Raw genomic sequence first — 12,506 nt, 5'->3', positions numbered from 1 at the left:
GGAAGAGAAAGCGGTTCATATTATAGGCTCAGGACTCATCCTCTAAGACAGAAGATGAAGCTTGCTGCGATGTGGATTGCAGACATGAATGTATGAGCGCAGCGGTCGTATCGTGTTGCCACCCGTCGCCAGTCTTTGAGCTTTGCGAACATGTTTTCGATCAGATGACGCTTTTTATACAGATGCCAGTCGTAAGGTGGTTTTGATTTTCGAAGTTTCTTCTATAGCCTGAAAATTATCGACAAACCTGTTCTCTTTACCCCACCAGCGCTCTGACACGCTGACGGATGGCTTCCAGTTCTTCAGATGAAAATTTTAAATATTAAGGCTTAAGTCTCTGTCATGACGTAAACCATGCCAGCTCAGTAAGGTATCCGCTAAAAAAAACATAAGCGCAGCAACTGTGCAGGTAAGTGCTATTCCAAAAAATACGAGCAACCACCCTGATGTTGATGCATCTCGTATTGAACCTACAAACAGCACCATTGCTGCACCGCAAGTTGAAGCCCCTCCAATTCCATTCAGGATAATGGCAAGGTCCAATACAAAAATGCGACGATGCAAGCGAACCTGCTGGTGATTGAGCTGTTCAGGTGTGTCGAAAACGTTTACCGGTGTATCATCTGTCTTTGGTGCGTTAATTTTATTACGAACCTCTTCAAGGTGATCTGTTACTCGTGAGAGACGAGTATTGAACACGTTTATAAGAGTTCCTATACCAGAAAGCATGAAGACAGGTGTTAGCGCGACTTGAATTAAATGCGCAGCACTATTGAGAGGATCTAAACCAGAAGAGAGAGGGAAAGGCATGATCCAAATGTTATCACAAAATACATCAGTGAGAAATGAAATTTTATTCAGCCTGTTATAAGTATGCTCCTACAGGATCAGGATTTACCCCAGGAATTCTCAAAACCTCTTATTTTTAATTTTTTATGATTCCATATCATGCTGCGTTATAGGTGAAAAATAGCAAAAACGATGGTCCTTCTTCATAACAAATGGCGGGCTTTAACCTATGAGTTCTTTGCTTCAAGAACAGTATTAACCCATTTAACAACCTCTCGCTCAGGGCTTTGATCTTGTGTAATAATACATGAGCGTAAGTTTAATGGCGTTCCTTCAAGAATATATCTAAGCCGTTCTTCATCCATGTCATAAAAATAACGGCCATTATCCAGTCTGATACCAGCCCCCAGTTTGAAGGACACATACCCTATACCAGACGGTTTCAGAGCTTGAGCCAATTTATTATACGCTTCTTTTTGCTCTTCCTGTGCCAGGTGTAAAAGCGAAGCACAGCACCAGAAACCATCAAACTGATTGTGCCAGGCAATACCAGAAAAAAGCATCTGATATACCGACACGGAATGGTTGGCTGTTCTGAGACGTGTACGCTTAACCATCTCCAGGCTGCCATCAATTGCTGTAACCTGATAGCCTCTTTCAGCAAAGGCTAAGGCATCCCTCCCTACACCACATCCCGCATCCAAAATATTACCGCCCTGAACAACATAAGGGAGAAACAGGTCATAAATCCTGGTCATATCAACCGTAGCTGTCCGGCTCTCAAAAACCTGAGCATTTTGCTCATACCATGACAATGTTTCAAAAAGACTGATCATCATATCTTTCTAATGGCTCCCATGTATGAATAAGAGCGTCTCGCGCTATCTGTTGTCGGTGACGCAGAAAACTACGACGTGCCTCATCATTCACACCCATTTGCAACAAAATGGTTTCCCTTAATGGGTGATGACTCTCTACAAGCCAGGAGTTACGGGCATATAAACGTGACACCAGCCTATCAGAAGGCGTACTGGCAAACTTCCCTCCTTCTCCCCGGTTACACTTCTTACACGACAGAACCAGATTCCGTACCCCGTCAGCATCGGACATAAGCCTGCGGTCTTTCAGTATCCAGGAAAAAAAATGGTCAACATCAGCTTCTTTCAGAAGCATCTTCCTGCTGCAATAAAAGCAATGCCCCTTCTGATACCCATTCAACGCTGGTTTCACGCGGCTGAGCGAAACGCGCCGGACTTTTTGGAAAAATAGTTCCTGTGTTTCTATATCAAGCTGGAGAGCAACGTTCGCACACGGCAACTCATACTGCCATGCACCTTCCACAAGACGCCATCTGGCCTCAACTTCATCGAGCAAATCTTTTGCCGGAATGGCAGCAGGACCATATTTTAGACAGTCGTTTTAGCTGGATACGGTTAGAGAAACTGGCAAGACTGGAAGAAATCAGACTGGGCCACGCCCTTGTTCCGGGACGTCATGACCGCTCGATTGTCAAAGCTCTCGGGCAGGAAGGCAGAAATCGTGAGGCTGAGCAGGTGAAAGCGCTCATACCGGCTACAACACGGGAGAAACCCTGTTCTGCCACCCGGACGTATCCCGGTCAGGGGTATGAAGGACTCTCTCAAAAAGACAGTACCTGCACCCACAGGGCGAACACACAGAACGATGAGGCTGGGCGAGATCAGCCAGCGCGCCTGTATCGTGGGGATCATCAAAGAGAAAACGGCCATTCTCACCCGTCAGGCGCCGGAAAGAAGCCTGCCTCCCCTGAACCGCACGCACAGCCTGACGCAATGGACATATGAGCTGACAAAATACCAGAAACAGCTCAGACGTTGCAGGAAGCGTTACAGCACAGCCAAAAAAGAATGGCAGAAGGCACAGGCCAGCTGGTGGCGGCGTCTGAGCGGTATCAGCAGGCGGCGTAAGCAGGTCATGGAGGAGAAGTTTCTGCACCTGCTCGACATGATCCGTTATGTGGTGCAGGCCCTGCTGCATATCACCGGGTTGCGGGCCATCCCGCCTGAGCCTCTCAGAACAATCCTGACACCACAGGACAAGCCCGCCCTGGAGCGGTTCATAAAGGAGTATGACGATGAGTTTACGGCCATGGCTCATGCCTGCAAAGCTCTCACACTGGCTGAACCAGCGCTTTGACAGGATAGTCCGCGCTCGCGGGGAGAGGAGCAGGAAATGGAACAAGGCCCATCAGCCTGAGAAGGCGCAGGCTGGTCGTGAGATCACGCAGCTGCGTGCGTTACTGAAAACCAGACCAGGGATGCCTGAACACAGAGAGCTGGTTCAGCAGCTCACCCACCTGCTTCCCGCTGAGATATTCCGGCAGCCGGAGCTGAAGCCGGAACCCAAACAGGAAGTGACGCGCAAAAACGCGCCAAAAACATGGAGACCACCCTCAATTCTGCACTGACAAGGGCCTCGTCCGGATCGAAGATATCGAAACATCAAAGAAAGCAGAGGATTTTTCGAACCCTCCACTTATCTTTTCAGCACTATGTTGTCTGCCATGTCAGGCTGTAAGAGAGCCTTTTGTTACATCTCCCTCAAGAAGATATGGCCCCGCACTTATAACCTCAACAGAGAGCAGACCTACTGTATCAGGATTACTTCTGCACAATGACAGATGAGCACGGCCTGTCGTCCACCGGCATGCAGGGTGCTCCAGTCCTGACCATCCCCCGGCAGAATCTTCACGCAGATGCATATCAATAGCACTGGTTCCTGAGGCCTCCATCAGGGTAATCTGACCAATCAGAACACCCAGATTACGCCTGTCATCAACATAGGGACCAACAGCATCAGCAGGGCGACCGGAGCGTGAGGCAATGATAACTTCCCCGACACATGCCGGCAGCATAAAAATAACCTTATTCCCTACCTGACGCGCAGGGCGGATAAGCATGTTATTACCAGCAATAAGATGCAGGTCGGCATCAGTCGTTAAAGCGGGCATGTGACCGTTAAAATCAAGTCCCATTTCACCTGCCCGTTCATTCAGACGATGAAACAAAGGCTCAGCAAATTCACGGCTCACATCCAGTACGGCAGCTGCGTCCTCTTCCCACAGCTTCGCTCTCGGGCTCAGAGTGATAACATTTGTATCCTGACGGAAAACATGACGGTTACCCGTATCAAGGTAGCTTTCTGTCAGCATACCGTTTGCCATGATGACAGAGTGGTCTTCTGTTTCAATATGAAAATATTCATAAGAAGCAAACGATGTATCATAGAAGATCGACCGGCCATTAACGAGCATACGAGCCGGGATAAATCTGTTTTCAAAAAACAGACAATGTTCAGAAGTCACCAGCAAGTCTTCAAAAGGCACACCAGGGGCAACAGCATCTTTTACTATACGCACCGGATACCCGGCCTCGTCATGCGATTTACCACGACTGATAAAACGATGTGCCCTGCCCGCCCACGAAATTTTACTACTGCTGGCCACACCATTCTGCCAGGTGAGAATATCATCACCTTCGCTCAGGTTTTGCACAGCAACAGTGCCATCAGGCGTTTCTATTAATGCACCTGCCAGAAAGCATATTTCATAAATCAGGTCATCATCTGTCGTTGAAGCCAGTTTATACCCGACACTCTTCACACCCACGATATTAACAGTGACTGTTGAACCATCTTTCAGTGTGAACATCACATGATTTTCATCAGGATACTGAACGGTTACAACATCATCAGTTTTCACACTCTCAAAAGTAACACCATCCGTGATCCCGGTACCCGACTTTTCTGAGAAACCCATGATCACTGTATTCGGGTCACCCTGACCCGTAATAATCAGGCTATTGTTATCATCACCGTTAAGCGTAACTGTTCCGCCCGCTGTGGAAGGAATGGTAACAGTGGCACCGCTGGTTGTTATGATATTGCCCGAAATAACACTGCCTGCATCAGCTGTGAGTATGGCACCACTGCTGATTGTTGTATCACCTACCGTACCACCTGAGGCAACATACACAGACCCGCCACCGCTGACCGCAGTTGTCATTGCAATACCACCGGACGTAATATCCAGTACACCGCCACTTGAAATAAACGTGCTGACAGCTGAACCATTACCACTGACTGTAATCGTCCCCGAATTACCTGCGTCTCCCCCGGACAGAACACCACCTGAAAGAACGTTGATAGCACCACCAGACACAGCAAGTTTGGAAGCTGAATGATTCGCAGCAAAATTATTGCCAACGTTAAGCGTGCCACCGGCAAGCAATGTCGTATTAACTGTTACTGCACCGGCTGAAACAGTCAGCTCACCACCGCTGCTAATATTGGATGATGCGACTGTACCCCCCGAAAGGGCTGCAACAGCTCCACCACTAAGAATAGATGTAGCCGACGTCACCCCAAGAACGGCCATCGTGCCGCCACCTGAGACAATCATGCCGGAAGCAACCCCGCCACCACTGACGTTAACACTACCACCAGAAACCGCATCCCCTCCTGACAGAACTCCTCCGGAAAGAACATTAATAACTGCGCCAGATGAAGCGGTTAAATAACGAACATGGTTAGCGTTAAATTCTGTGGCTAAATTAAGAGTGCCGCCAGCCAGAAGGTCATTTGCATTCCCTCTGGCACCAGAAAGATAATTTAACGTACCACCACTACCAATAAACCCTGAAATAACAGAACCACCAGAAGAAGCTGTAATAACGCCACCACTACTAATGGTTGCTCCAGCTATTGTTCCACCACTTGTTACCGTAGCTATCGCACCACTAAGAATAGTTGTCGCAGAAGCTGTCCCCTGCACCGCCGCTGCGGCACCACTAGCCAGTGACCCGCTCAGCTCTGTACCGCCAGCGCTAACCGTAATCTGACCTGAGAGCAATGCACCATTTGCCGCACTCAGGGTTCCACCACTTATCATTCTAGCTGAATTAACAGCTCCACCATTAGAAACATTAAGTGTACCACCACCTGAGACGACCGTATCAGCGACTGAACCACCGCTACTGACATTGATCCGGCCGTTAGAAGCAACATCACCCGCAGAAAGCACACCACCTGAAAGCACATTAATGGCCCCCAGATGCACCTGCATAGCGTAAACATGCCCTGCATTATAATACGTGCCGAGATTAACTGTTCCTCCGGCATAAATATTCATACCAGAAGCAACAGAGCCTGAAAGAAGAGTAACAACACCAGTACTTAGAACAGTCGCAGTATTCAGATACCCACCAGACGAAACCGTAACAGCACCACCACTGCTAATTGTCGTGGCAGAGGCAGTACCTGACACAGCCATAGTACCACCGCCAGAGACGATCGTGCCCGAAGCTACACTGCCACTGGTAACGTTAATTGTACCGCCTGAAGCCACATCACCAGATAAAAAAGCGCCACCGGACATCACATTAATAACGGCACCTGAACTGGCCGTATGATAGTCATGATGTGCGGCAGCAAAACTATTCCATATATTAAGAGTGCCGCCAGCAGAAAGGATTGTATTATTTGTAGTGGCACCTGATAAAATATTAAATATACCACCACTACTTATATTAACTATATTTGTACTTCCACCAGAAGACAAAACGATCTCACCGCCACTCAGAGCGGTTGATCCGGAAGCTACACCACTGATATTAAAAAGCCCGCCACCGGAAACAATCGTACCAGAGGCCACTGCTCCACTGCTAACGTTAATCGTACCGCCAGAGGCCACGTGGCCTGAAACAATAGTACCACCTGACGACACATTAATTTCTGCACCGGAAGAGACTGTTAATGATGTCTGATATTGAAAATTATAAGTTGTTTGATTGCCAATATTAATAGTACCACCAGCGAGTAAGCTGGTATATGTCCCGGTTCCACCTTCAGTAAATTCGAGCAACCCACCACCTGACACAATTGTCCCAATGGCCTTTGCTCCCTTGCTAACATTAATCGTACCGCCAGAGGTTACATCACCCGCTGAAAGAGTGCCTCCGGACATGACATTGATTAACGCACCTGAACTCGCAAGCTTAGTAAGCTGATGATTTGCATTAAATGTATCGCCAATATTCAGTGTGCCACCAGCGGCCAATACTGTACCAGTTGTCGTAGCCCCGGAAAAAACAGTCAGAGCCCCCGATCTGCTTATCGTCGTACCTGATATATATCCACCAGAAGAAACAGTAACCGCTCCGTCAGAAACGATTGTCACTCCATTATAAGAACCACCGGAAAAAACAACTGCTGACGAATAAGTTCCACCACCAAAGTTGCCTGGAGCCGTAGTGGCGCTAACAGTATCAATAACATACAAAGTACCACCCGAAACGACACTCATTATACTTCTCCGGCAATTAAAAAATAATTAAAAAATACTACACAACAATAAACAAAATATGTCATTATTTTTTTAACAAAATGATAAATTAAATAAAAATCTTCGTGATCTTCAATGTAAATTAATTTTTATTCATAATTTGAGAGTATAAATTTGTAATCATAACATTCTCTTTTTTACATGCCGTAAAAAGGAGAGTTTCCATTTTTCATGACTGGAAATGAATGAAATGACGAGCATCTCAGAGTCATACCACAGAGACTTCTCCCCCGGGGAAAGCTTCCCAGACTGTTTAACCGGTGACAGAAGATATTTCATTAACCAGAAGACAGCACGTCGCATTCTTTTTGCTGCTTCAAGGGGTTAGAAAAGTGTCACTACGGGTAAGTTCAGGTTCGAGTCCCGCAGTTCGCATACCTTAAGATATTGATTTTATTGAGAAAAGTTGAAAGCGGTGAAGTGTAAACCCGCTTCTCCATAGTCCTTCTCCAAACTGGAGAAGTTCTCAATGCTAGCTCTCGTGGGCACTCATTACCATTTTCGCCGCGTCGTCCCCGTTGCCTTACGGCCCCTCTTCGGCAAAACTGAATTCTGGATTTCCCTCAAAACAGGGAACAAATCAGAAGCCCGCCTCTCTGCCATGACCCTCCATGCCCAGACCAGTGCGCTTTTCAGGACGGCCCGCCTCATGACTGACCCAGCCCAGAAGAAACCCATCACCAAAGACGACCTTCTGGCCCTGTATGAAGACATCATCAAACAGCAGGAAAAGGTCATAGAAAACAGCGAACGCGTTGCCGCAGGGCAACTCAAACTTGAACGCTACCGTGCCAGCATGACCCGCTATGCAGACCTGCTCAAGACAAGAGCTTTCATCACCTATTCTTCTGAGGCGTTGGAACGTCTGAACCAGAACATGATAAAACTGCGCAAGGACATGATAACGGGCACGATGCAAGACAAGGCCAGCCTTGCCCGCAAGACCGAAGAGATAGAGCGGCTTCATGCCACCCTAGTCAAACTGTTCCAGACTGGCCCTGCCCTCTCTCAGGCCCCCGGTGCAGTGCCACCGTCCCATCAGTTGGCGCCCCCTACACCGTCTCCGGCACCAGTTCTCCCATCCTCCCCACGCCTGACGGAAGCCCTTGACCTTGCCCTGTTGGCAGACAGCCAGAAGAGTGACGCCACCAAGAAAGAAACCTCCCGCACGGTAGCACTCTTTGTTCAGGCTTTTGGCGACAAGCCAGTTAAGGAGATTACCGGGCGCGTGGCTGGGGAGTTTCGAGACCTGCTTTTCTCCCTCCCGACCTCCTACGCCAAATGCAAGCAGGAGATGGATTTAAACGCTGAGGTCGAACGGGCACAGGAGTTTGATCTGCCGACCCTCAGTGGCAAAAGCGTGAAGAACCACTTCATGCGGCTATCAGCCTTGTGGAACCAGCTTATTCGCCGCGAGATTGCGGAGAAGAACCCATGGAGCAACTGGGATTTTGACCTAACCAAGCGCAATCCACGCAGGGCATGGACAGACGATGAACTGGCCCTGCTGTCCTCTTCACCATGGACGTGCAGCACCATCTCGCAGGCCACTTTTGCAGGCATCACACTGGTTGCTGCCTATAGCGGTATGAGGCTGGGAGAAATCTGCAACCTGAGGAATGAGGATATTCAGAAGGTTGATGGTATCCCCTGCTTTCTTGTCCGGCCTCACCCAGAAGATAAATGGACGCCGAAAACAGAAGCGGGCACCCGGAACGTACCCATCCATAGTGCTTTGCTGGACTGGGGCATTCTGGACTTCAAGAAAGACGACGAAAAGTTCCTGTTTTCAGAACTGAAAACCCCCAAAAGCGGCCCACGTGGCACAGACTTTGGCCGAAATTTCTCGAAGTTCAAAACGACAATTGGCCTGCCTGCCGCCATTACGTTCCACAGTTTCCGGCACACAGTGTCCACACGCCTGCGTAATCAAGCGGGAGACCTCAGAGAACTCTGGATTGATGCCCTGCTTGGTCATGAAGCCAGCCATAAGAGCCAAGGGGCCACCACCTATCTCTCAGGTATTGCAACGGAAAATCTCAAAACGACCGTAGAGTCCGTTAGATATTCAACGTTGTATATAAACAAAAATAAAATTTATACGGATGATTGAATTATTAAACGTAATATGAATATACAGCTAATACTCTTCCATTATTCCTTCCCAAAAAGTAACTGTCCAACCTCCCAAATGGCCCTCCCCACATTATGAATTAATTGTTCCCCTTGCTGTAAGTATGAGCGACTCTGGTCAATGCCTACAAGCTGCAATGCTTCACCAATTTTTGATCCTGTCGGGTGCGCATCGCCCACCCTTAAGTCATAAGCGCCAACTATGGGGCCTATTGTTTGACGTGCTTTCTCCTCTCCAACCTTTTGAGCTAATATACTTTGAAGTAATTTGTTAGAACCAAGTTTGTCTTTGTTTTTGTCTGTAGAAATTTTGCGTAATTCACTAACATTCAGACGATCTGAAAAGACGCGGATAATATCCTTGCTAAGCCGAAGCAGCGAAGCTTGAGATTCACTCTGAAAGCGATTGATCTGCTGCACAGAGACCGCTTCATCTATATCTTGGTTAAATAAATTAACATCAAAATTTTTACGAAAACCTTGTTCGAGCAATTGGATACTCAAGAAGAATAATTTCTCAACTGAATGGGTGGAGGCGACCTGCGCTTTAACTTGCGCCAAATACAACTCCATAGAAAGTTTGCCATCCGGTGCGACATTATGCCCCGCCCATAGATGCTGTTCCCAAGCGGCAAGTCGTGCAATATCATACGCATATACGGTTACTAAATCAGCTTTATTAAGACCAAAGTGCGTGATGTAGCCAGAAGTTGAGCGAATACCACCTGTTTCGGCTGTATACCACTTCAAAGAAAAACAGCGATGCTTGAGAAGTTCTATTATTATACTAGGACGAAACCAAAGCCAACACCCTACGTCCTGATTATTCAATCTTGCTGATGCTTCTCTTGTCCCATCAGTGTCAACAATAAAACTCGGTAATGATCGATCAACATCACCACGCACACGCAAACTTAAACCTTGATGTTCAATCCATTCATCTCTCCAAAACTCACCTTCAACCCTCACACCGACAGGCCCAGCTCGAACACCTTGAGATTGCTCAAACGCCGTATTTGTATCATCCTCGGGACCCATTTTAGGAGCATCATCTTCTTCATCAATGTCAGTCCTCCAGACGTGAAAAGATGCCCAACTACCACCGTATATATCCTTAAGATCACGAATCAACAATTCAAAGCGTCCGCCATGCTGCTCATCTCGAAAGCTCTCCAATTTTTCATAGGGAGTTCCTTTGAGAGCAAAAACATTTTCAACTCGCTGACGATAATAAGAAAGACGCAATGCTAGATTTCTAGCAGCCAAGTAATCAAGCAGAAATACCCGCTTAATCTCAATCAGCTGCTGTGTCCCATTTTCATCAAGCGTCTCCCGGACAACAACTTCAAAATCCTCTTCCGGCCTAACCCAGTTGTTCTCTTCTTTAATCAGACCTAAAGCAACGACCAAATCAGGATTTAATATCCATATTGTTTTCCCTATGACAGGCTGCCTTTGCTCAAACACAAATTCAATGCCTATAGGCTCCTTATCATTATATTCGTATTCATCTATAGGAGAATAGTAACCATCCGTATAAGCCTCTGGCCGCGCACTGTGACTACCCCCCAAATCATCCCAACTTAATTGCTCAGCAATTTCCCTGTGTCGCGGCGGAAAAGCTACCGCTCCACATCCGAAAAAATCTTCGACATAACCAACATCCATAACATTCGTGATACCGTATGTTTTGCTCCGGTAAGCACGTAAAGGTACCCATGTTGCATTGGAAAAAATTCGACGTATTTCGCCAGTATAAAGAATCCAATCTTTGTCCATAACATTTTCCTTCACTATACTGTGCACACGACCTCAGAAAATAAAATAAAACTTCTAAATTCTATAATTTTATAAATTTCATGACTTTATACTCACAATTTTTTGCTTGTTCATATCATAACGATAAAGATGCAATTGACCGTCAAGAAGAAGCTTAGCAGCTTGGCTGACATGCTCTGGCAACACATAGAACCATTCCTTAGGGTATACAGCCTTCCCAAAGCGGTCTTTAATGAAAAGTCCTTTTGCACGTGCCGGTTCAAAAAAACGATGTAGCAAGTTTTCTACTTTAGCCCGTGGTAGGTTCTTTAAATCGTAGGTTGCCACTATCTCTACAGGAGCCAGCAAAAAGGTTGGGTCGTTTCGAGCATCAGCAATCCGCCGCTTTACGTCCTGACTTGTAACACCAATTTTGTGCAAGATACCCCTTTGTTCTTTAATTACTGGGTCTGTTGCAAGCGACCGTGCCACATATATAGTACCTGATAAAGATAGCTGGTCAGATTCCCACTCAGGGTCGAGAGGCCCAAGCCCCACACGTTCAATGACACGGGCAGTTTTATCCTCAGTCAAAGACTTCCGAAAGGAAGACATTAAGGGGTCACTCTCTGTAGCATTAGAAAAAACAATGCGTAATCGATGATCCCTAGAACCACTTCTTATCGATTTCTCTGACTTTTCTGCCACTAAAGCCAACAAACCACTACGAATAAAAAAGTCACCTTCCAATGGTTCCAGAACAGCTCCTTTTCGAATAGGCGAAGCTTTACGTTCGCCATTCTCTAGGGCCACTTGGACTGCGTGAAATTTATCCTCAAACAAATGGAAATCCCGGCAAGGAGTGGCCTCTGCTCTGTGATCCGGTTGGTTACGTTCTTCTGCGGGCGTGCTGTGCTTTAGCGTAATAAGCGAAGGGTCTGCGTCTAATTCATCATCAGCAAAAATATCATCCAGGCTTTCTGGCGTAGCCAGATGCAAGGTATCATCTTGCCAATCCTGCTGTGGGGAAAAAACAGGCATGCGCAGTAACCCTTGTGCATCAGCCTGCCGTAAAGCAAGAGAGGGATTTTCTTGTACCTTATTCCAAATCACACCAAGACGCATCTCGTCATGGTTATCAGAATCTGGGTTAGGAAGACGTTGGTACGTTTTATAAAACACCCCGACATCATTCAGCACTGCCAAATCTTTTATGTCCCCCTGCTCTGCCCGTCTTACGGCTGGCTTTACATCAAGCAAGCCAAATTCATCAGGCTCCTTGTAAATCTCCTCTAATGTCGGCCTGACCATCAGATGACACCATCACGGAGACGTTTAGCTTTTTCATGCTTAAGCCACGCCTGAGCTTCCGCCATCCGTTTTTCTAGGCTCAGGACTCATTCTTTGAGATAGAAGATGAAGCTTGCAGCGATATGGATTGCGGACA

The 12,506-nt window shown here is 47.0% G+C and carries 9 protein-coding genes and 1 pseudogene; 3 read left to right on the top strand and 7 right to left on the bottom strand.

The window, feature by feature from the left end; all coding sequences use genetic code 11:
- Positions 1 to 35 precede the first annotated feature (35 nt).
- From HK25_RS03185 to HK25_RS13235, 4 genes and pseudogenes are all read right to left on the bottom strand, one after another.
- Positions 36 to 191: pseudogene (locus HK25_RS03185) on the bottom strand (IS5/IS1182 family transposase); the annotation flags it as partial.
- 124 nt (positions 192 to 315) lie between these two features.
- Positions 316 to 810, bottom strand: coding sequence for a DUF2721 domain-containing protein (locus tag HK25_RS03180; RefSeq protein WP_086635283.1), 495 nt, complete (start codon positions 808 to 810; stop codon positions 316 to 318).
- Positions 811 to 1,016: 206 nt separating this feature from the next.
- Positions 1,017 to 1,628 (bottom strand): bifunctional 2-polyprenyl-6-hydroxyphenol methylase/3-demethylubiquinol 3-O-methyltransferase UbiG, encoded by a 612-nt coding sequence (locus tag HK25_RS03175; protein WP_086635282.1) that lies wholly within the window; start codon positions 1,626 to 1,628, stop codon positions 1,017 to 1,019.
- Positions 1,609 to 2,019, bottom strand: coding sequence for an HNH endonuclease (locus tag HK25_RS13235; protein ID WP_255406285.1), 411 nt, complete (start codon positions 2,017 to 2,019; stop codon positions 1,609 to 1,611). Before HK25_RS13235 ends, HK25_RS03175 begins: the two co-directional genes overlap by 20 nt.
- Positions 2,020 to 2,415: 396 nt before the next feature.
- Between HK25_RS13235 and HK25_RS03165 the strand changes: the two genes are divergently transcribed.
- Both HK25_RS03165 and HK25_RS03160 read left to right on the top strand, forming a co-directional pair.
- Positions 2,416 to 2,964 carry a hypothetical protein gene (locus HK25_RS03165; protein ID WP_143295957.1) on the top strand — a complete coding sequence of 183 codons (549 nt, stop codon included), beginning with the start codon at positions 2,416 to 2,418 and terminating at the stop codon, positions 2,962 to 2,964.
- Positions 2,903 to 3,235 (top strand): hypothetical protein, encoded by a 333-nt coding sequence (locus tag HK25_RS03160; protein WP_143295956.1) that lies wholly within the window; start codon positions 2,903 to 2,905, stop codon positions 3,233 to 3,235. The genes HK25_RS03165 and HK25_RS03160 overlap by 62 nt, the downstream gene beginning before the upstream one ends.
- Positions 3,236 to 3,334: 99 nt before the next feature.
- Here the strand turns inward: HK25_RS03160 and HK25_RS03155 are convergent, their stop codons facing one another.
- Positions 3,335 to 7,129 (bottom strand): Hint domain-containing protein, encoded by a 3,795-nt coding sequence (locus HK25_RS03155; protein ID WP_086635278.1) that lies wholly within the window; start codon positions 7,127 to 7,129, stop codon positions 3,335 to 3,337.
- 508 nt (positions 7,130 to 7,637) lie between these two features.
- Here HK25_RS03155 and HK25_RS13330 point away from each other — a divergent pair.
- Positions 7,638 to 9,281, top strand: a complete 1,644-nt coding sequence (locus HK25_RS13330) for a site-specific integrase (protein WP_233127636.1) — start codon at positions 7,638 to 7,640, stop codon at positions 9,279 to 9,281.
- Between the two features lie 41 nt (positions 9,282 to 9,322).
- Here HK25_RS13330 and HK25_RS03145 read toward each other — a convergent pair whose 3' ends face one another.
- Positions 9,323 to 11,080: a hypothetical protein gene (locus HK25_RS03145; protein WP_086635277.1), complete on the bottom strand. Its 1,758-nt coding sequence runs from the start codon at positions 11,078 to 11,080 to the stop codon at positions 9,323 to 9,325.
- A 78-nt stretch (positions 11,081 to 11,158) separates the two neighbouring features.
- A complete protein-coding gene (locus HK25_RS03140; protein ID WP_086635276.1) occupies positions 11,159 to 12,370 on the bottom strand; it encodes a GIY-YIG nuclease family protein in 1,212 nt (403 codons plus the stop codon).
- Between the last annotated feature and the right edge of the window lie 136 nt (positions 12,371 to 12,506).

The sequence above is a fragment of the Acetobacter sp. DsW_059 genome (assembly GCF_002153695.1).
GTDB lineage: Bacteria > Pseudomonadota > Alphaproteobacteria > Acetobacterales > Acetobacteraceae > Acetobacter > Acetobacter thailandicus.
The sequence above is the reverse complement of the archived record's forward strand: the minus strand, read 5'-3'. Positions and strand labels throughout refer to the sequence as shown.

Coding starts and splice junctions, on each gene's coding strand:
- HK25_RS03160 (WP_143295956.1), top strand. CDS start 2,903: ATGAGTTTACGGCCATGGCTCATGCCTGCAAAGCTCTCACACTGGCTG.
- HK25_RS03175 (WP_086635282.1), bottom strand. CDS start 1,628: ATGATGATCAGTCTTTTTGAAACATTGTCATGGTATGAGCAAAATGCT.
- HK25_RS03155 (WP_086635278.1), bottom strand. CDS start 7,129: ATGAGTGTCGTTTCGGGTGGTACTTTGTATGTTATTGATACTGTTAGC.
- HK25_RS03165 (WP_143295957.1), top strand. CDS start 2,416: ATGAAGGACTCTCTCAAAAAGACAGTACCTGCACCCACAGGGCGAACA.
- HK25_RS03145 (WP_086635277.1), bottom strand. CDS start 11,080: ATGGACAAAGATTGGATTCTTTATACTGGCGAAATACGTCGAATTTTT.
- HK25_RS03140 (WP_086635276.1), bottom strand. CDS start 12,370: ATGGTCAGGCCGACATTAGAGGAGATTTACAAGGAGCCTGATGAATTT.
- HK25_RS13330 (WP_233127636.1), top strand. CDS start 7,638: ATGCTAGCTCTCGTGGGCACTCATTACCATTTTCGCCGCGTCGTCCCC.
- HK25_RS03180 (WP_086635283.1), bottom strand. CDS start 810: ATGCCTTTCCCTCTCTCTTCTGGTTTAGATCCTCTCAATAGTGCTGCG.